Below are 17,930 nucleotides of genomic sequence, written 5' to 3' on the forward strand. Positions count from 1 at the left end.
CCGCAGCGCCTAGTCCAGCAGGTCCTCGTAGAGGACGGTCGAGAGGTAGCGCTCGCCGTAGCTCGCCACGATCACGACGATCGTCTTGCCGGCGTTCTCGGGCCGCTGGGCGAGCTGGGCCGCCGCGTACACGGTCGCACCGGAGGAGATGCCGCCGAGGATGCCCTCCTCGATGCCGAGGCGGCGCGCGGTCGCGACGGCCTGGTCGATGTTCACGTCGATGATCTCGTCGTAGACGTCGCGGTCGAGGATCGCGGGCACGAAGTTCGCCCCGATGCCCTGGATCTTGTGCGGGCCGGGCTGGCCACCGTTCAGGATCGGCGACTCGAGCGGCTCGACGCCGACGATCTGCACCTCGGGCTTGCGCTGCTTGAGGATCTGCCCCACGCCGGAGAGCGTGCCTCCGGTGCCGATGCCCGAAACGAAGATGTCCACGCCGCCGTCGGTGTCGTCCCAGACCTCCTCGGCGGTGGTGCGGCGGTGGATGTCCACGTTCGCCTGGTTCTCGAACTGGCGGGCCAGCACCGCACCGGGGGTCTCCGCCGCGATCTGCTCGGCACGGGCGACCGCGCCCTTCATGCCCTCGGACCCCGGCGTGAGCACGAGCTCGGCGCCGTACGCGCGGAGCAGCACGCGCCGCTCCTTCGACATGGTCTCGGGCATGGCGATCACGACGCGGTAGCCGCGCGCCGCGCCGATCATCGCGAGCGCGATGCCGGTGTTGCCGCTCGTGCCCTCGACGATCGTGCCACCGGGCCGGAGCTCGCCGGAGGCCTCCGCGGCGTCGACGATTCCGATGCCGAGGCGGTCCTTCACGCTCGCCGACGGGTTGTAGAACTCGAGCTTGGCGAGCACGGTCGCGCCGGCGCCATCCGTCACGCGGTTCAGCTTGACGAGCGGGGTGCGCCCGAAGACGTCGGTGATGTTCTCGTAGACCTGGGCCATGATCTCGTTCCCTCTCGTGACGGCGGCGTCCTGCCGCGCACCAGCATACGGACGGCGGGAACGCGCCGGGAGTGGGTTACATTCCATTGCGTGAATGCGACGCCCGACGAGCCAGCGACCAGACCGCTCCGCGAGGTGCGCGACGTGACGGTCCGCACGCTCCAGGCGGCGGGCATCGCGGATGCCGAGGTCGACGCCGACCTGCTCATCGGGCACGTGCTCGGCCTCTCGCGCGGAGGGGTGCACGCGCGCCTGGTGGTCGGCGACGTCCTCTCGACGACGGATGCCGCGGCCCTCGACGCGCTCGCCGCGCGCCGCGCGCGCCGAGAGCCGCTGCAGCACCTGACCGGCCGCGCGGCGTTCCGCTCCCTGGAGCTCGCCGTCGGACCCGGCGTCTTCGTCCCGCGACCGGAGACCGAGCTGCTCGCGCAGCTCGCGATCGACGCGCTGCGCGCCGCCGCCGAACCCGAGCCGATCGGCGTCGACCTCGGCTCCGGAAGCGGCGCGATCGCGCTGTCGATGGCCACCGAGGTGCCGCACGCCCGCGTCCACGCGGTCGAGAACTCCCCGGAGGCGTTCCCGTGGACGCGGCGGAACGTCGACGAGGTCGCCGCGCCCAACCTCGAGCTGGTGTTCGGCGACCTCGCCGAGGCGCTTCCCGGGCTCGAGGGTCGCGTCGCGGTCGTCGCGTCGAACCCGCCCTACATCCCCGACGACGCGATCCCGCGCGATCCCGAGGTGCGCCTGCACGATCCGGAGCACGCGCTCTACGGTGGCCCGGACGGCCTCGACGTCGTGCGCGTGCTCTCGCGGCGAGCGCTCGTGCTGCTGCACCCGGGCGGCGCGCTCATGATCGAGCACGGCGAGACGCAGTCCGCCGAGATCGCCGAGATCCTGAAGGCCGACGGATGGCACGCCGTCGCGCATCACCGGGACCTGACCGGCCGCGACCGGGTGACCACCGCGCGCCGCTGACGCCGAGGCATCCGCCCGCCCAGCCTCCGACCCTCGGTCCCGTCTAGAATCGAGCGGTCATGACACTCATCCACGACTGCTCGGTCGAGTCCGAGCTCCTCGCCGGCATGCGCCTGGCCCGTCGCGCCATCGGCAGCGGCGAGCTCGTCGTCATCCCCACCGACACCGTCTACGGCGTCGCCGCCGATGCGTTCAGCGCGGCGGCCGTCCAGCGCCTGCTCGATGCGAAGGGGCGCGAGCGCACCTCGCCGCCGCCGGTGCTCGTGCCGGGCATCCCCACGCTCGACGCCCTCGCGGCCGACGTGCCCGACGCCGTCCGCGCCCTGGTGGCCGAGTTCTGGCCCGGCGGGCTCACCGTCATCCTCCGCGCGCAGCCCTCGCTGCACTGGGACCTCGGCGAGACCCGCGGGACCGTGGCCCTGCGGATGCCCGACCACCGCATCGCGCTCGAGCTGCTCTCCGAGACCGGCCCGCTCGCGGTGTCGTCGGCGAACCTGTCGGGCATGCCGTCCGCCACGACCGCGGGCGAGGCCGCCGACATGCTCGGCGATCGCGTGTCCGTCTACCTCGACGGCGGCGCCGCCGGCGTCGCCTACGACCCGATCGGCGAGCGCCCCGGCGACACCTCCTCGACGATCGTGGACGCGACCGGCCTCGGCGCCGACGGCACGGGCATGCTCCGCATCGTGCGGGCCGGCGTGATCTCGCGCGAGCGGATCGCGGCGGTCGTGGGCGAGGATGCGCTCGCTCCCGAGGGCGCCCCGACTCCGGCGGCCTCCGACGACGCGTCCGCGGACGACGAGGCGGATGCGACGGCCGCGGGCGACGCGCCCGATGCGACGGCCGCGGGCGACGCGCCCGAGGCATCCGTCGACGCGCCGGCGGCCCCGACCGGCCGGGCGGATCCCGCCGCGTCATGACCCTCTTCGTCCTGCTCGCGCTCGTCACGGCGGTCGTCACGTTCGCCGGCTCGCTGGTGGTCTGGAAGCTGAGCCTGAAGTACCGGCTCTACCCGAAGATCCGCGAGCGCGACGTGCACACCCGGCCGACGCCGCGGCTCGGCGGCATCGCGATGTTCCTCGGCATCCTCGTCGGGTTCGCCGCGGCGGCCTGGATCTCGTCACTCGGCATCGCCCGCTTCGCGAACCTGCAGATCGTGTTCCAGGATCCGTTCCAGGTGCTCGCGATCCTGCTCGCGGCGGGCCTCATCGTGGCGATCGGCGTCGCCGACGACATCTGGGACCTCGACTGGCTGACCAAGCTCGCCGGCCAGTTCATCGCCGCCGGCGTGATCGCCTGGCAGGGCGTGTCGATCGTCTCGCTGCCGATCGGCGCACCCGACGGCGGCATCACCGTGGGCTCGTCGTGGATGAGCGCGACGGTGACGGTCTTCACGATCGTGCTCGTCATGAACGCGATCAACTTCATCGACGGGCTCGACGGGCTCGTGGCGGGGGTCGCGCTCCTCTCGAGCGGCGTGTTCTTCCTGTACTCCTACCTGCTCGTGCAGCAGACCTCGCCGACCAACTACTTCAACCTCGCATCGCTGCTCGCGGTGGTGGTCGTGGGCGCGTGCGCCGGCTTCCTGCCGCTGAACTGGCATCGCGCGAAGCTCTTCATGGGTGACGCCGGCGCGCTCCTCGTGGGCTTGCTCATGGCGACCTCGGCGATCGCGGTCACCGGGCAGGTCGACCCGTCGCAACTCGGCACCGATGAGCTGCTCCCGGCGTTCATCCCCATCATCATCCCGTTCGCGGTGCTGCTGATCCCGCTGCTCGACTTCGGGCTCGCGGTCGTCCGGCGCCTGCGCGCGGGCAAGTCGCCGTTCGCCGCCGACCGGAAGCACCTGCACCACCGCCTGCTCGACATGGGACACTCCCACCTGCACGCGGTGCTCATCTTCTACGGCTGGACCGCGGTCGCCTCGTTCGGGTGCCTCCTCGCCTTCGTGCTGCCCGTCTACTTCGGCGTGGACTCGGGCTGGGCGTTCCTGTTCATCGGCGTCGGTTTCGTGGTCCTCGCCGCGCTCACCCTGGCGCCCCTCGGTCGGCGCAAGCGCCAGACCGTGGCGGCTGAGGCGGATGCCGCGGGCACCAGCTCGACGTCCGACCTCGACGAGCTCGCCGCGACGGACCCCCGCAGCGATGCCGACCCCCGACCCGTCCCCGATCGCCCAGCCCAGGGCGACCACCCCACAGGAGCCCGATGACCACCGCACCACGCGACCCCGCAGACCGCACGCCGACCTCCAACCCGGTCCTGCGCCGCGCCCTCGTCTGGGGCGGGGCGATCGCCGCCGCCATCGCCGTCGTCGGGGGCATCCTCGGTTTCGCCTTCGCAGGCACCGAGGGGCTCGTGAGTGCGCTGCTCGGCACGCTCCTCGCGGTGGCGTTCATGGGGATCACGGGGGCGAGCATCCTCCTCGCCAACCGCTTCGCCGGCTCCGACCTGTTCGTCGGCGCCTTCTTCGGCATCGTGCTCGGCGGATGGCTCCTGAAGTTCATCGTGTTCATCGTGCTCGTGGTGCTGCTGCGCGGTGTCGACTGGCTCGACCCGGTCGTGCTCTTCCTGTCGATCGTGGCGGGCGTGATCGGCTCGCTCGTGGTCGACGTCCTCGTCGTGGCGCGCTCCCGGCTCCCGTACGCGAGCGACGCGCAACTGCCGCCACCGCCCTCCGACGACTGACCGGAACGCCGCCCCACGGGGCGGCGTTCCGCGTTCTGGAGGTCCGCTCCGCGCCGCGTTCCCGGGGGCGGGCCGAGGTCCGGAGCGGGGCGGCGGGGGAGCGCCGCGGGGTTGCGCTCGTCGTGGCACGCGTCGTGGCATCCGTCGTGGCATGCGCCGATCGGCATGCTCCCCGGTCGGCGGTGACTTCTACGACGTGTGGCGATTCGGCGGAGCGCCGAAGTCTTGCTACAGTAGGGGCGATCCCCCACGGTTCCGCCCTGCTCCGGCATGGGCACGAACCGTTTCCATGTTCGTCGACGCGAGAGCCCAGCTCCACGCCCCGAAACAGGAGATAGCGCTGCTAGCGAACGCTGTGAACCTGCTGGTTCCGATTTCAACCGATGATGGTGAATTCCACGGGCCGTCGATCGAGGAGTTCTTCCCCGGCGCCCTCCTCTTCGAGGGCACGCCCTTCGAGATCAACCGCATCATGCTCGTCCGCTTCATCGCGGTCGCGGCGCTGCTGCTGATCTTCTGGCTCGGCACGCGGAGCATGCGCATCGTCCCGGGCCGATTCCAGAGCATCGTCGAGATGGGCCTGGACTTCATCCGCGTCGGCGTGGCCGACGACCTGCTCGGCAAGAAGGACGGCAAGCGGTTCCTGCCGATCCTGACGTCCATGTTCTTCATGGTGCTGTTCATGAACATCACCGGCATCATCCCGGGCCTGAACATCGCGGGCACGTCCGTCATCGGCGTCCCGCTCGTGCTCGCGATCGTGTCGTACGTCACGTTCATCTACGCCGGCATCAAGCAGAGCCCCAAGAACTTCTTCAAGAACTCGCTCTTCCCCTCGGGCGTGCCGTGGCCGGTGTACATCATCGTCACGCCGATCGAGCTCATCTCGACGTTCGTCATCCGCCCCGTCACGCTGACGCTGCGACTCATGATGAACATGATCGTCGGCCACCTCCTGCTCGTGCTCTTCTTCGCGGCGACGCAGTTCTTCATCTTCAACCTCGGCGGCTGGTACACCCTGCTCGGCGTCGGAACGCTGGCCTTCGGCTTCGTGTTCACGCTGTTCGAGATCCTCGTCGCCGTCCTGCAGGCCTACGTCTTCACGCTCCTCACCGCGGTCTACATCCAGCTCGCGGTGGCGGAGGAGCACTGAGCCAGGGCGCCCGCCCGATCACACCCCAAGAAAGGAAACCCCAACGTGGACGCAACCACCGTTCTCGCTGAGATCAACGGCAACATCGCGACGGTCGGCTACGGCCTCGCCGCCATCGGCCCCGCCATCGGCGTCGGCATCGTCGTCGGCAAGACCATCGAGGGCGTGGCTCGTCAGCCCGAGCTCGCCGGCCGCCTGCAGGTGCTGATGTGGATCGGTATCGCCTTCACCGAGGCGCTCGCCTTCATCGGTATCGCGACCTACTTCATCTTCGTCTGATCGTCCCGTCCCAACTGAGGAGGCCAACGTGCTTCATGCAGTGCTGAGAGCTGCAACCGAGGGCGAGACTCAAAACCCGGTGCTTCCGGCGACCTACGACATCGTCTGGTCGGCGGTCTGCTTCGCCATCATCCTCGTCTTCTTCTGGCTGTACGCGCTTCCGCGCATGCAGAAGCTGCTCGACGAGCGCGCCGAGGCGATCGAGGGCAACATCGCGAAGGCCGACGAGGCCCAGCGCAAGGCCGAGGCCGCCCTCGAGGAGTACACCGCCCAGCTCGCCGACGCGCGCGCCGAAGCGGGCAAGATCCGAGAGTCCGCCCGCGAGGACGGCAAGAAGATCGTCGCCGAGGCCAAGGAACAGGCGTCGACCGAGGTCGCCCGCATCAACGCGAGCGCGCAGGCGCAGATCGAGGCCGAGCGCCAGTCGGCCCTGGTGTCGCTGCGCTCCGAGGTGGGCACCATCGCCATCGACCTCGCATCGGGCGTCGTCGGCGAGTCGCTCTCCGACGATGCCAAGGCCAAGGCCGTCGTCGACCGCTTCCTCGCCGACCTCGAGGCGTCCGAGCAGGCCGCCGCAGGGGGGAAGAAGTAGTCCATGGGCAGCGCAACGAGAGAGGCCCTGGCCGGCACGCGAGCCGAGCTCGCGGCGCTCGGCCGGGCCGAGCTCCCGGTGGCTGGCGACCTCCTCGCCGCGACCCGGGTGATCGCGGCCACGCCGCAGCTGCGGACCGCCCTCACCGACAACGAGGCCGACCTGGCCCAGAAGACCGAGCTCGTGCAGCGGGTCTTCGGTGGCAGGGTGGCTCCGGCCACGGCGTCGTTGCTCGTGAGCGCGGCGTCGCAGCGGTGGTCCTCCGCAGCCGACTTCCTCGACGGACTCGAGGAACTCGGCTTCCGGGTGGCTGCGGACGCCGCGGGTGAGGTGGAGGTCGACGGCGAGCTGTACGCGTTCCAGCGCACGGTCGCGTCCGACGCCGAGCTCGAACTGGCCCTCGGGTCCAAGCTCGGTTCCCCCGAGGCGAAGGTCGCGCTCGTCGAGCGGCTGCTCGGCTCGAAGGCGGCACCTGCGACGACGCTGATCGTCCGCCACCTCGTGCAGTCCCCCCGTGGCCGTCGAATCGGAGAGATGCTGCGCCACGCGGCATCCGTCCTCGCCGACCAGCGCGGATTCGACGTCGCCACGGTGACCTCGGCCGCACCCTTGAACGACGACCAGATCGCCCGCCTCGAGCGCACGCTCGGGGCCCAGGCCGGCCGCCGCATCCGCTTCGACGCCATCGTGGACCCCGCCGTCCTCGGCGGCGTCCGGGTGCAGATCGGCGATGACGTCATCGACGGCAGCGTCGCCAGCCGCCTCAGCGACGTGAGGCAGAAGCTCGCCGGCTGACGCCGGCCGACAACGACCGGCGTGCTGCGCCGCGACACATCAGTAGCTGTACAAGCGGTACAGAACAGGGCCTGGCCCTTCAGAAAAGGAAATGGCAATGGCAGAACTCTCCATCAGCCCCGACGAGATCCGTTCGGCTCTCTCGGAGTTCGCCCGCGACTACGAGCCGGGCGCGGCGCAGAAGACCGAGGTCGGGTACGTGACCGACGCGGCCGACGGCATCGCCCACGTCGAGGGCCTGCCCTCGGTCATGGCGAACGAGCTCATCCGCTTCGCGGACGGCACGCTCGGCCTCGCGCTGAACCTCGACGAGGACGAGATCGGTGTCGTCGTGCTCGGCGAGTTCACCGGCATCGAGGAGGGCATGGAGGTGACCCGCACGGGCGAGGTGCTCTCGGTGCCCGTGGGCGAGGGCTACCTCGGCCGTGTCGTCGACCCCCTCGGCGCACCCATCGATGGTCTCGGCGAGATCGCGACCGACGGCCGCCGCGCGCTCGAGCTCCAGGCGCCGGGCGTCATGCAGCGCAAGTCGGTGCACGAGCCGCTGCAGACCGGCATCAAGGCGATCGATGCGATGATCCCGGTCGGCCGCGGCCAGCGCCAGCTCATCATCGGCGACCGCCAGACCGGCAAGACCGCGATCGCGATCGACACGATCATCAACCAGAAGGCCAACTGGGAGTCGGGCGACCCGACCAAGCAGGTCCGGTGCATCTACGTCGCGATCGGCCAGAAGGGCTCGACCATCGCGTCGGTCAAGGGCGCGCTCGAGGACGCCGGCGCGATGGAGTACACGACCATCGTCGCGGCCCCCGCGTCGGACCCGGCCGGCTTCAAGTACCTCGCCCCGTACACCGGCTCGGCGATCGGCCAGCACTGGATGTACGCCGGCAAGCACGTCCTGATCATCTTCGACGACCTGTCGAAGCAGGCCGAGGCCTACCGCGCCGTGTCGCTGCTCCTCCGCCGCCCGCCGGGCCGCGAGGCGTATCCGGGTGACGTCTTCTACCTGCACTCCCGTCTGCTCGAGCGCTGCGCCAAGCTCTCGGACGAGCTGGGCGCCGGCTCGATGACCGGTCTCCCGATCATCGAGACCAAGGCCAACGACGTCTCGGCCTACATCCCGACCAACGTGATCTCGATCACCGACGGCCAGATCTTCCTCCAGTCCGACCTGTTCAACTCGAACCAGCGTCCGGCGGTCGACGTCGGCATCTCGGTGTCCCGAGTCGGCGGCGACGCGCAGGTCAAGTCGATCAAGAAGGTCTCGGGCACGCTGAAGCTCGAGCTGGCGCAGTACCGCTCACTCGAGGCGTTCGCGATGTTCGCATCCGACCTCGATGCGGCCAGCCGCCGCCAGCTCGAGCGCGGCGCGCGCCTGACCGAGCTGCTCAAGCAGCCGCAGTACTCGCCGTACCCGGTGGAGGAGCAGGTCGTCTCGATCTGGGCCGGCACCAACGGCAAGCTCGACGAGGTCCCCGTCGAGGACATCCTGCGCTTCGAGCGCGAGTTCCTCGACTACCTCGGCCGCAACACGTCGGTGCTCTCGGACCTCCGCGAGTCCAACGTCCTCTCCGACGAGACGGTCGCCACCCTCGAGTCCGAGGTCGACAACTTCAAGCTCGAGTTCCAGACCGGCGAGGGCAAGCCGCTCGCCTCGGTCGGCAGCGAGAAGTTCGAGGCGATCGACGAGGAAGAGGTCGGCCAGGAGAAGATCGTCAAGGGTCGTCGCTAGTCGTTTCCGCCGTCCCTGAGGCTCTCGGGGACGGGCCATCGGCCGCACCGAGAGCCTCAGGAACAGGAAGCCAGGACACAGGAGAAACATGGGAGCGCAGCTTCGGGTCTACCGCCAGAAGATCAAGTCGGCGCAGACGACCAAGAAGATCACGCGAGCGATGGAGCTCATCTCCGCTTCGCGGATCCAGAAGGCGCAGGCGCGCGTCGCCGCGTCGACGCCGTATTCCGACGCGATCACGCGCGCGGTGTCCGCGGTGGCGAGCTACTCGAACGTCTCGCACGTGCTCACGACCGAGCCCGAGCGGGTCGACCGCGCCGCGATCGTGATCTTCACTTCGGATCGCGGTCTCGCGGGTGCGTTCAACTCGCAGGTCCTGCGTGAGTCGGAGGAGCTCGCCGAGCTCCTCCGCAGCCAGGGCAAGGAGGTCGTGTACTTCCTGATCGGCCGCAAGTCGGTCGGGTACTTCTCGTTCCGCCGCCGCGATTACGAGCGCAGCTGGATCGGCGGCACCGACAACCCCGAGTTCGACACGGCCAAGGAGGTCGCGGACGCCGTCCTCGAGGCCTTCCTCCGCGACAGCGCCGACGGGGGCGTCGACGAGATCCACATCGTCTACAACCGGTTCGTCAGCCGCATCACGCAGGTTCCGGTCGTCACGCGACTGCTGCCGCTCGAGGTCGTCGAGGCGGAGGAGGAGGCCGCGCCGTCGGGCAAGGCGGAGGTCTTCCCGCTCTACGAGTTCGAGCCCGACGCCGAGACCGTCCTCGACGGACTGCTCCCGGTGTACATCGAGAGCCGCATCTTCAATGCCATGCTGCAGTCGGCCGCCGCGAAGCACGCGGCCACGCAGAAGGCGATGAAGTCGGCCACCGACAACGCCGACAAGCTGATCACGGACTACACGCGACTGGCCAACGAGGCCCGCCAGTCCGAGATCACGCAGCAGATCGCAGAAATCGTGGGTGGAGCGGACGCGCTCTCCTCCTCGAAGTAGCCAAGATTCAGCCAGAAGGAAGAGAACATGACTGACACCGCAACCGCGCCAGTCCAGGACAAGACGGGCGCCGTGGGCCGCATCGCCCGCGTGACCGGCCCCGTCGTCGACATCGAGTTCCCGCACGACTCGATCCCCGAGATCTACAACGCCCTCACGACGACCATCACGATCGGCGAGGACACGACGAAGCTGACGCTCGAGGTCGCCCAGCACCTCGGCGACGACGTCGTCCGTGCCATCGCCCTGAAGCCGACCGATGGCCTCGTCCGCGGCCAGGAGGTGCACGACACCGGTGCGCCGATCTCCGTGCCCGTCGGCGACGTGACCAAGGGCAAGGTCTTCAACGTGATCGGCGAGGTGCTGAACGGCGAGCCCGGCGAGACGATCGAGATCACCGAGCGCTGGCCGATCCACCGCAAGCCGCCGAGCTTCGACCAGCTCGAGTCCAAGACCCAGCTCTTCGAGACCGGCATCAAGGTCATCGACCTGCTCACCCCGTACGTGCAGGGTGGCAAGATCGGCCTGTTCGGTGGTGCGGGCGTCGGCAAGACGGTCCTCATCCAGGAGATGATCCAGCGAGTCGCGCAGGACCACGGCGGTGTTTCGGTGTTCGCCGGCGTCGGCGAGCGGACGCGTGAAGGCAACGACCTCATCCACGAAATGGAGGAGGCGGGCGTCTTCGACAAGACCGCCCTCGTCTTCGGGCAGATGGACGAGCCCCCGGGGACGCGTCTGCGCGTCGCCCTCTCGGCGCTGACCATGGCGGAGTACTTCCGCGACGTGCAGAAGCAGGACGTGCTCCTCTTCATCGACAACATCTTCCGCTTCACGCAGGCGGGTTCCGAGGTGTCGACCCTGCTCGGTCGCATGCCGTCGGCGGTGGGCTACCAGCCGAACCTGGCCGACGAGATGGGCGTCCTGCAGGAGCGCATCACCTCGACGCGCGGTCACTCGATCACCTCGCTCCAGGCGATCTACGTCCCTGCCGACGACTACACCGACCCCGCGCCGGCGACGACGTTCGCGCACCTCGATGCGACGACCGAGCTCTCGCGCGAGATCGCGTCGAAGGGTCTCTACCCCGCGGTCGACCCGCTGACCTCGACCTCGCGCATCCTCGACCCCCGGTACCTGGGCGAGGACCACTACCGCGTGGCGACGACCGTCAAGCAGATCCTCCAGAAGAACAAGGAGCTGCAGGAGATCATCGCGATCCTCGGTGTCGACGAGCTCTCCGAGGAGGACAAGATCACGGTGTCGCGCGCGCGCCGCATCCAGCAGTTCCTCTCGCAGAACACCTACATGGCGAAGAAGTTCACGGGTGTCGAGGGTTCGACGGTCCCGCTCAAGGACACCATCGAGTCGTTCGACGCGATCGCCCGTGGTGACTTCGACCACGTCGCCGAGCAGGCGTTCTTCAACGTCGGCCCGATCTCCGACGTCGAGGAGAAGTGGGCGCAGATCCAGAAGGAGAACGGCTGACCATGGCCGCCCTCAACGTGAGCGTCGTCGCGGCCGACCAGGAAGTCTGGGCGGGCGAGGCGAGCATGGTGGTGGCGCGCACCGTCGAAGGCGAGATCGGCATCCTGCCGGGTCACGAGCCGATGCTCGCGATCCTCGCCGGCGGCGAGGTGCGCGTCACCCTGCCCGGCGGCGAGAAGATCACCGCGACCGCGGAGGACGGGTTCCTCTCGGTACAGTCCGACGCGGTGCAGGTCGTCGCGTCGCGCGCCGCCCTCGCCTGAGGGAGCGCGGATGCAGGGGGAGCAGTCGTTCGACCGTCAGTTCGGTGACCTGAGCGTCACGCAGCTGATCGTCATGGCCGGGCTGCCGGGAGCGGGCAAGTCGACGATCGGTGAGATCGTCGGCGCCCGCCTCGGCGCCACGGTCGTGTCCGTCGATCCGATCGAGTCCGCGATCCTGCGTGCCGGCATCGATGCCGACCAGCCGACGGGACTGGCCGCATACCTGGTCGCAGAGCAGATCGCGGAGAAGGAACTCGATTCCGGCCGCACCGTGATCGTCGATGCCGTGAACGCGGCGGAGTCGGCACGCCTGCAGTGGCGCGACCTGGCTGAGCGCGCCGAGGTGCCCCTCCGCGTCATCGAGGTCGTGTGCTCCGACGCATCCGTGCACAAGCAGCGACTCGAGAAGCGCGAGCGCAACCTTCCGCACCTCGATGAGACCACCTGGCGTGCCGTCGAGCAGAGCCTCGACGGGTACGCGCCGTGGACGGGCCCGTCCTCTGCGCTCCCTCGGGTGACCATCGACAGCGTGGAGGCGCTGGGCGTGAACGTCGAGGCCGCGCTGGCCTTCATCGCCGAGTAGTGCTCCTCCTATTGCCGCCCTCCGAGACGAAGCGCGACGGAGGCGATCCGCTCGCGTTGTCGCTGGACGCGCTCTCGTTTCCGTCGCTTCGCGATGCACGGCAGCGGGTGCTCACGACGACGTCCGAGTTGGCTGCGGATGCCGACGCGATGATGCGCGCCCTGAAGCTCGGCCCGCGGCAGGCTGCCGAGGTCGATCGCAACCGTCAGCTGTGGACCTCGCCCACCATGCCCGCGCTCGACCGGTACACGGGCGTCCTGTACGACGCCCTCGACGTCGCGAGCCTCGATCGCGCGGCGCGCGCGTACGCGGCCGAGCACGTCGCCGTGCACTCGGCGCTGTTCGGCATCGTCGGCGCGGCCGATCCCATCCCGGCCTACCGACTCTCGCACGACTCGCGCCTGCCTGATCTGCGTCTGAAGTCGCAGTGGCGTGAACCGATCCGCGGCGTGCTCGCCGGGCAGCCCGGACTCATCGTCGACCTCCGTTCGGAGGGCTACGTCGAGCTCGGTCCCGCTCCCGTCCGTCCCGATTCGGTGTTCCTCCGCGTCGTGTCCGTCGACTCGGGCGGGCGCCGACGGGCACTGAACCACTTCAACAAGCGGGCGAAGGGCCTCTTCACCCGTGCACTGCTGGAAGCGCGCCCCGCACTGGAGACGCGCGATGACCTGATGGCGTGGAGTGCCGACGCCGGGTTCCGACTCGAGCTCGGCGTCGAGCGGACTGCGGCACCCGTCGAGCTCGAACTCGTCGCCTGATCACGTTCGCCCGATCAGACGCCGTCGGCGGCGAACGCTGACGGCGTGGCGTTCGGCGCACCGGGTCGTGCCTGCGCGGAGCGATGGCATCCGGCGAGGTGGTCGTCGACCATCCCCATCGCCTGCATGAGCGCGTACATCGTGGTCGGTCCGACGAAGCGGAAGCCGAGCGAGCGCAGGCGCCGGCTGAGCGCCGTCGACTCCGTGGTCGTCGCCGGAACCTCGGTGAAGCTCACGAGCGGCGCGGGGCGCGGCGGCGGCGCGAACCCCCACAGCAGCTCGTCGAGCGTGCCGTCGAGGGCGAGTGTCGCTCGCGCGTTCGAGACCGTGGCCTCGATCTTGCCCCGATGGCGGATGATGCGGGCGTCGCCCAGGAGTCGCTCGACGTCGCCCGCGTCCATCGCGGCGACGCGTTCCGGGTCGAAGCCGTGGAAGACCTCGCGGAAGGCCGGACGGCGCCGCAGGATCGTGATCCACGAGAGCCCCGCCTGGAAGCCCTCGAGGCAGAGCTTCTCGAACAGGACGTCGGAGTCGTGCTGGGGAGTGCCCCACTCCTCGTCGTGGTACCTCCGGTACTCGGGATCCGAGGCGCCCCACGCGCATCGCGCGAGTCCGTCGTCGCCGACGACGACGTCGGGCCGGGCGGGCCCGGTCACGCCGCGAAGCCGATCTGCTCGTGCCCGAGCAGCCAGAGCTTCGTCGGGATCCCCTCGCCGCCCGAGTAGCCGGTGATCCGACCGTCGGACGCGAGCACGCGGTGGCAGCCGACGATGATCGGCATCGGGTTGGCGCCGACGGCCCCGCCGATCGCGCGAGCGGAGCCCGGACGACCGACGGCCGCCGCGAGGGCACCGTAGGAGGTCGCCTCGCCCCAGCCCAGGCGTTGGAGCTCGGCCCAGACGGCGCGCTGGAACGGCGTGCCATCGAGCCGGACGGGGAGGCCGAAGCTCGTGCGCCGGCCGTCGAAGTACTCCTCGAGCTCGACACGTGCGGACTCGAGCAGGGGCGACGTGCGCTCCGGGAGGTCGTCATGCGGAAGCGCACCGTCGCGCTCGATCGCGAGCGAGGTGAGCGCTCGGTCGTCGGCCTGGAGCTCGATCCGCCCGATCGGGCTGGCGAGACGGATGAGATACGGGGAGTTCATGGTTCGAGGATAGGCGGGGCATCCGTCATCGACTGGCGGGAATCGGACACCGCAGGATCCGGCACGGAATGCGTCGATGTGGAGGGCAGGTCCGCACGGGCGGACCGGAGCCGTCCTCCACATCCCCGCGCACATCGTGTGGGTCACCGGGTCCGGAGATCGGCCGGCGGCATCGCCGGCACTCGCACGACCATGCCCGCATGACGACCATCATCCGCGCTTGCGCTGCGCACGACTTCCTCGCCCTCGTCCCCGTCCTCGCCGGCTATCGGCCGGCACGGTCGCTCGTGTGCGTCGCCTTCGACGGCAGCCGCACGTCGGCGGTGCTCCGGTACGACCTGCCGGATCCCGCCCGGGCCGACGACGTCGTGGCGTCGCTGCTCGGGACGCTCTGCCGGATCCCGAGCGTCGACGGGATCGTCCCCATCGCGTACGGCGAGCGGCCGTTCGACGGGGAGGGCCTTCCGCAGCGCGACATCCTGGAACGCGTCGTCGAACGTGCCGAGCGCGCCGGATTCGTCGTCCGCGACGCGCTGACGGTCGCCCCGAACGGCTGGGGCTCGCTGTTCGACGCCCACCTTCCCACCAGGGGGCGGGCGCTCCGCCTCATCGAGGAGAGCGGAGCGGTCTCGGCGGCGTGGAGGGAGGTGACGGAGCTCGCCGCGGGCATCGTCGACTCCGCCGTCGACCTCGTCCGGATCCCGGAGCCGACACCCGCACTCGCCGCGCGCATCCGCGAGCTCCTCGACGGGATGGACGACCTCGTCGGGGACGCGCGGGAGGGCACGCTCCGACGTATCGAGCGCGCGCTGGGCGACGCCGTGGATCCGATCGTCCTCGTCGAACGGATCGCCGCTGCGCCTGGGCGCGGCACTGCCGAGGAGCTCGCCTGGCTCCTCGAGCTCGCCGCGCAGCCGGCCATCCGCGACGCGATCATGCTCCAGGCGGCATTCGGGCCGGTCGTCGGGGAACTCGCGCTGGACTCTGCGGACGAGGCGTGCCGGCACCCACGGGTGGCGCCCGTCCACGAATCGGTCGGCGGCGCCGCGCCGGACGCGCCGGGCCCGGACGGAAAGGAGTGCGGAGACGGCGTCCTGTCGAGGCTCATGCTCGGTCGTTCGACGATCCGACCCGATGCGGATCGGGTGCGCGCGATACTCGAGGTCCTGGCCACCGCCATCGCCAACGCCCCGACCGGCCGCCGCACCGGTGCGCTCTGCATCGCGGCCTGGCTCTCATGGGCGCTCGGTCGTGGATCCGCGGCGGGCGCGTTCATCGACATCGCACTCTCGGAGACTCCCGACCATACGATGGCCGGGCTCCTGCATCGCTTCCTCGCCCTCGGCGAGCTTCCGGAGTGGGCGTTCTCGACCCCCGCGCCCGGGCCGGGACCGGCCTCGGACGACGCCGTGTAGCGCGGGAACGCGGGGCTCTACCGACAGGACGATGAAGCGCCCGGACCCCAGGGGTCCGGGCGCTTCATCGGAGCGGCTCGCTCACGACATCCGTCGCCGCGGCGCGGAGCGTCAGAGGCGGTTCGCCGCCTCGGTGAGCACGCCGCGCAGGATCTGCTCGATCTCGCGGAACTCGGCCGGGCCGATCGTCAGCGGAGGTGCGAGCTGGATGACGGGGTCGCCGCGGTCGTCGGCACGGCAGTACAGGCCCGCGTCGAAGAGCGCCTTGGAGAGGAACCCGCGGAGCAGCCGCTCCGACTCGTCGTCGTCGAAGGTCTCGCGCGTGGCCTTGTCCTTGACGAGCTCGATGCCGAAGAAGTACCCGTCGCCGCGGACATCGCCGACGATCGGGATGTCGAGGAGCTTCTCGAGCTCCGCGCGGAACAACGGCGAGTTCTCGCGCACGCGCTCGTTGAGCCGCTCCTCCTCGAAGATGTCCAGGTTCTCGAGGGCGACGGCCGCCGAGACCGGGTGACCGCCGAAGGTGTAACCGTGGTAGAAGCTCGTCGTCCCCGTCTTGAAGGGCTCGTAGATCTTCTCCGAGACGATCGTCGCGCCGATGGGGGAGTAGCCCGAGGTCATCGCCTTCGCGCACGTGATCATGTCGGGGACGTAGCCGTACGCATCGCACGCGAACATGTGGCCGATGCGTCCGAACGCCGCGATGACCTCGTCGGAGACCATGAGCACGTCGTACTTGTCGCAGATCTCGCGCACCCGCTGGAAGTAGCCGGGAGGCGGCGGGAAGCATCCGCCCGAGTTCTGGATCGGCTCGAGGAAGACCGCTGCGACCGTCTCGGGACCCTCGAAGAGGATCATCTCCTCGATGCGGTCCGCGGCCCAGAGGCCGAACGCCTCGAGGTCGTCCGCCGGTCCGCCCATCTCCGCCGCGCGGTAGAAGTTGGTGTTCGGCACGCGGAACCCGCCGGGCGTGATCGGCTCGAACATCTGCTTCATGGCGGGGATGCCCGTGATCGCGAGGGCGCCCTGCGGCGTGCCGTGGTAGGCGACCGAACGCGAGATGACCTTGTGCTTGGTCGGGATGCCGCGGAGCTTCCAGTAGTACTTCGCGAGCTTGAACGCCGTCTCGACGGCCTCGCCGCCGCCAGTGGAGAAGAACACCCGGTTGAGGTCGCCCGGCGCGTAGTCGGCGAGGCGGTCCGCGAGTTCGATCGCCGCGGGGTGGGCGTAGGACCAGATCGGGAAGAACGCGAGCTCCTCCGCCTGCTTGGCCGCGACCTCGGCCAGGCGGCGACGCCCGTGTCCGGCGTTCACGACGAAGAGGCCTGACAGTCCGTCGAAGTACTTCCTGCCCTGGGCGTCGAACACGTGGTGGCCCTCGCCGCGCGTGATGATGGGCACGCCGTGCTCCTCCATCGTGGACTGGCGCGCGAAGTGCATCCAGAGATGGTCCTTCGCCTTCTGCTGCAGCGCGGCGTCGTCGAAGCCGGCGGTGCCGAGTCGCGCAGGCGCGTCGAGGGTGGTCATCGGGATCTCCTTCCGGGCGACGCCGCAGTCAGCGGGTGCCCCAGTTGTAGAACTGCTTCTGCAGCTTCAGGTAGACGAACGTCTCCGTGGTCTGGACCCCGTCGAGGTTGCGGATGCGCGAGTTGAGCAGCGTGATGAGCTGGTCGTCGTCCTCGCAGACCACCTCGGCCAGCAGGTCGAAGCTGCCCGCGGTGAGCACCACGTAGTCGATCTCGGGGATGGCCGCGAGCTCCTCTGCGAGCACGCGGGTGTCGCCGGTCGCGCGGATGCCGATCATCGCCTGGCGCGTGAAGCCGAGCTGCATGGGGTCGGTCACGGCCACGATCTGCATCACGCCGGCCTCGGTGAGGCGCTGGACACGCTGGCGGACGGCCGCCTCGCTGAGACCCACCGCCTTGCCGATGTCCGCGTAGGAACGCCGACCGTCGGCCTGGAGCTGTTCGATGATCGCCTTGGAGACGTCGTCGAGCTGCACCGGCCGGTGGTTCGTCGGGCGGTTCCCGTTCGTCATGCGTTCGATCATGACAGTGCTCGTATCGAATCACAAGCGATTCCGTCGATTCTGCCGGTGATCGCGACGGATTCCATCGTCTGAACGC

The 17,930-nt window shown here is 69.8% G+C and carries 20 protein-coding genes; 15 read left to right on the forward strand and 5 right to left on the reverse strand.

Annotated features, from left to right (window positions below; genetic code table 11):
• Positions 1 to 9: 9 nt before the first annotated feature.
• Entirely contained in the window at positions 10 to 945 is a 936-nt protein-coding gene (cysK, locus tag ACFVHK_RS04620; RefSeq protein WP_376927812.1) for a cysteine synthase A, read from the reverse strand.
• 135 nt (positions 946 to 1,080) lie between these two features.
• Here cysK and prmC point away from each other — a divergent pair, with 135 nt between their 5' ends.
• The 14 genes from prmC to ACFVHK_RS04690 all read left to right on the forward strand — a co-directional run bounded on the left by prmC (position 1,081) and on the right by ACFVHK_RS04690 (position 13,245).
• Complete coding sequence (gene prmC / locus ACFVHK_RS04625) at positions 1,081 to 1,920, forward strand: peptide chain release factor N(5)-glutamine methyltransferase (RefSeq protein WP_376927997.1); 840 nt, start codon at positions 1,081 to 1,083, stop codon at positions 1,918 to 1,920.
• Between the two features lie 59 nt (positions 1,921 to 1,979).
• A complete protein-coding gene (locus ACFVHK_RS04630) occupies positions 1,980 to 2,840 on the forward strand; it encodes an L-threonylcarbamoyladenylate synthase (RefSeq protein WP_376927813.1) in 861 nt (286 codons plus the stop codon).
• On the forward strand, positions 2,837 to 4,129 hold the full coding sequence (locus tag ACFVHK_RS04635) for an MraY family glycosyltransferase (protein WP_376927814.1): 1,293 nt from the start codon (positions 2,837 to 2,839) through the stop codon (positions 4,127 to 4,129). The genes ACFVHK_RS04630 and ACFVHK_RS04635 overlap by 4 nt, the downstream gene beginning before the upstream one ends.
• Positions 4,126 to 4,605, forward strand: a complete 480-nt coding sequence (locus ACFVHK_RS04640) for a hypothetical protein (protein ID WP_376927815.1) — start codon at positions 4,126 to 4,128, stop codon at positions 4,603 to 4,605. The genes ACFVHK_RS04635 and ACFVHK_RS04640 overlap by 4 nt, the downstream gene beginning before the upstream one ends.
• 355 nt (positions 4,606 to 4,960) lie before the next feature.
• Entirely contained in the window at positions 4,961 to 5,758 is a 798-nt protein-coding gene (atpB, locus tag ACFVHK_RS04645) for a F0F1 ATP synthase subunit A (RefSeq protein WP_376927816.1), read from the forward strand.
• A gap of 45 nt (positions 5,759 to 5,803) precedes the next feature.
• The gene (gene atpE / locus ACFVHK_RS04650; protein ID WP_022888426.1) at positions 5,804 to 6,037 is read left to right on the forward strand and encodes an ATP synthase F0 subunit C; all 234 of its coding nucleotides are present in this window, start codon (positions 5,804 to 5,806) and stop codon (positions 6,035 to 6,037) included.
• Positions 6,038 to 6,065: 28 nt separating this feature from the next.
• A complete protein-coding gene (locus tag ACFVHK_RS04655; RefSeq protein WP_376927817.1) occupies positions 6,066 to 6,629 on the forward strand; it encodes a F0F1 ATP synthase subunit B in 564 nt (187 codons plus the stop codon).
• Positions 6,630 to 6,632: 3 nt separating this feature from the next.
• Positions 6,633 to 7,424 (forward strand): F0F1 ATP synthase subunit delta, encoded by a 792-nt coding sequence (locus ACFVHK_RS04660; protein WP_376927818.1) that lies wholly within the window; start codon positions 6,633 to 6,635, stop codon positions 7,422 to 7,424.
• Positions 7,425 to 7,521: 97 nt separating this feature from the next.
• Positions 7,522 to 9,159 (forward strand): F0F1 ATP synthase subunit alpha, encoded by a 1,638-nt coding sequence (atpA, locus tag ACFVHK_RS04665; RefSeq protein ID WP_129233360.1) that lies wholly within the window; start codon positions 7,522 to 7,524, stop codon positions 9,157 to 9,159.
• An 88-nt stretch (positions 9,160 to 9,247) separates the two neighbouring features.
• Positions 9,248 to 10,156 carry a F0F1 ATP synthase subunit gamma gene (locus ACFVHK_RS04670; RefSeq protein ID WP_376927819.1) on the forward strand — a complete coding sequence of 303 codons (909 nt, stop codon included), beginning with the start codon at positions 9,248 to 9,250 and terminating at the stop codon, positions 10,154 to 10,156.
• Between the two features lie 27 nt (positions 10,157 to 10,183).
• Entirely contained in the window at positions 10,184 to 11,641 is a 1,458-nt protein-coding gene (atpD, locus tag ACFVHK_RS04675) for a F0F1 ATP synthase subunit beta (protein ID WP_129233362.1), read from the forward strand.
• A 2-nt stretch (positions 11,642 to 11,643) separates the two neighbouring features.
• Positions 11,644 to 11,904 carry a F0F1 ATP synthase subunit epsilon gene (locus tag ACFVHK_RS04680; RefSeq protein WP_129233363.1) on the forward strand — a complete coding sequence of 87 codons (261 nt, stop codon included), beginning with the start codon at positions 11,644 to 11,646 and terminating at the stop codon, positions 11,902 to 11,904.
• Between the two features lie 10 nt (positions 11,905 to 11,914).
• Positions 11,915 to 12,487 carry an AAA family ATPase gene (locus ACFVHK_RS04685; RefSeq protein ID WP_129233364.1) on the forward strand — a complete coding sequence of 191 codons (573 nt, stop codon included), beginning with the start codon at positions 11,915 to 11,917 and terminating at the stop codon, positions 12,485 to 12,487.
• Positions 12,487 to 13,245 carry a YaaA family protein gene (locus tag ACFVHK_RS04690; RefSeq protein ID WP_376927820.1) on the forward strand — a complete coding sequence of 253 codons (759 nt, stop codon included), beginning with the start codon at positions 12,487 to 12,489 and terminating at the stop codon, positions 13,243 to 13,245. The genes ACFVHK_RS04685 and ACFVHK_RS04690 overlap by 1 nt, the downstream gene beginning before the upstream one ends.
• A gap of 14 nt (positions 13,246 to 13,259) precedes the next feature.
• Here ACFVHK_RS04690 and ACFVHK_RS04695 read toward each other — a convergent pair whose 3' ends face one another.
• Together ACFVHK_RS04695 and ACFVHK_RS04700 are read right to left on the reverse strand one after the other, a co-directional pair.
• Positions 13,260 to 13,901 carry a DNA-3-methyladenine glycosylase I gene (locus ACFVHK_RS04695; RefSeq protein WP_376927821.1) on the reverse strand — a complete coding sequence of 214 codons (642 nt, stop codon included), beginning with the start codon at positions 13,899 to 13,901 and terminating at the stop codon, positions 13,260 to 13,262.
• Positions 13,898 to 14,389 (reverse strand): methylated-DNA--[protein]-cysteine S-methyltransferase, encoded by a 492-nt coding sequence (locus ACFVHK_RS04700; protein ID WP_376927822.1) that lies wholly within the window; start codon positions 14,387 to 14,389, stop codon positions 13,898 to 13,900. Before ACFVHK_RS04700 ends, ACFVHK_RS04695 begins: the two co-directional genes overlap by 4 nt.
• 200 nt (positions 14,390 to 14,589) lie before the next feature.
• Between ACFVHK_RS04700 and ACFVHK_RS04705 the strand changes: the two genes are divergently transcribed.
• Positions 14,590 to 15,804: a DUF4192 family protein gene (locus tag ACFVHK_RS04705; protein WP_376927823.1), complete on the forward strand. Its 1,215-nt coding sequence runs from the start codon at positions 14,590 to 14,592 to the stop codon at positions 15,802 to 15,804.
• Between the two features lie 111 nt (positions 15,805 to 15,915).
• Here ACFVHK_RS04705 and ACFVHK_RS04710 read toward each other — a convergent pair whose 3' ends face one another.
• Both ACFVHK_RS04710 and ACFVHK_RS04715 read right to left on the reverse strand, forming a co-directional pair.
• The gene (locus ACFVHK_RS04710; protein WP_376927824.1) at positions 15,916 to 17,331 is read right to left on the reverse strand and encodes an aspartate aminotransferase family protein; all 1,416 of its coding nucleotides are present in this window, start codon (positions 17,329 to 17,331) and stop codon (positions 15,916 to 15,918) included.
• A gap of 28 nt (positions 17,332 to 17,359) precedes the next feature.
• Positions 17,360 to 17,842, reverse strand: a complete 483-nt coding sequence (locus ACFVHK_RS04715; RefSeq protein ID WP_129233371.1) for an Lrp/AsnC family transcriptional regulator — start codon at positions 17,840 to 17,842, stop codon at positions 17,360 to 17,362.
• Between the last annotated feature and the right edge of the window lie 88 nt (positions 17,843 to 17,930).

It is taken from the genome of Agromyces binzhouensis, assembly GCF_042672355.1.
GTDB classification, from domain to species: Bacteria; Actinomycetota; Actinomycetes; order Actinomycetales; family Microbacteriaceae; genus Agromyces; species Agromyces binzhouensis.

Bases quoted from the DNA above. Each gene is read 5' to 3' on its own strand.
- cysK (WP_376927812.1), bottom strand. From the start codon at position 945: ATGGCCCAGGTCTACGAGAACATCACCGACGTCTTCGGGCGCACCCCG.
- ACFVHK_RS04630 (WP_376927813.1), top strand. From the start codon at position 1,980: ATGACACTCATCCACGACTGCTCGGTCGAGTCCGAGCTCCTCGCCGGC.
- ACFVHK_RS04635 (WP_376927814.1), top strand. From the start codon at position 2,837: ATGACCCTCTTCGTCCTGCTCGCGCTCGTCACGGCGGTCGTCACGTTC.
- ACFVHK_RS04640 (WP_376927815.1), top strand. From the start codon at position 4,126: ATGACCACCGCACCACGCGACCCCGCAGACCGCACGCCGACCTCCAAC.
- ACFVHK_RS04660 (WP_376927818.1), top strand. From the start codon at position 6,633: ATGGGCAGCGCAACGAGAGAGGCCCTGGCCGGCACGCGAGCCGAGCTC.
- atpA (WP_129233360.1), top strand. From the start codon at position 7,522: ATGGCAGAACTCTCCATCAGCCCCGACGAGATCCGTTCGGCTCTCTCG.
- ACFVHK_RS04670 (WP_376927819.1), top strand. From the start codon at position 9,248: ATGGGAGCGCAGCTTCGGGTCTACCGCCAGAAGATCAAGTCGGCGCAG.
- atpD (WP_129233362.1), top strand. From the start codon at position 10,184: ATGACTGACACCGCAACCGCGCCAGTCCAGGACAAGACGGGCGCCGTG.
- ACFVHK_RS04680 (WP_129233363.1), top strand. From the start codon at position 11,644: ATGGCCGCCCTCAACGTGAGCGTCGTCGCGGCCGACCAGGAAGTCTGG.
- ACFVHK_RS04685 (WP_129233364.1), top strand. From the start codon at position 11,915: ATGCAGGGGGAGCAGTCGTTCGACCGTCAGTTCGGTGACCTGAGCGTC.
- ACFVHK_RS04700 (WP_376927822.1), bottom strand. From the start codon at position 14,389: ATGAACTCCCCGTATCTCATCCGTCTCGCCAGCCCGATCGGGCGGATC.
- ACFVHK_RS04705 (WP_376927823.1), top strand. From the start codon at position 14,590: ATGACGACCATCATCCGCGCTTGCGCTGCGCACGACTTCCTCGCCCTC.
- ACFVHK_RS04710 (WP_376927824.1), bottom strand. From the start codon at position 17,331: ATGACCACCCTCGACGCGCCTGCGCGACTCGGCACCGCCGGCTTCGAC.
- ACFVHK_RS04715 (WP_129233371.1), bottom strand. From the start codon at position 17,842: ATGACGAACGGGAACCGCCCGACGAACCACCGGCCGGTGCAGCTCGAC.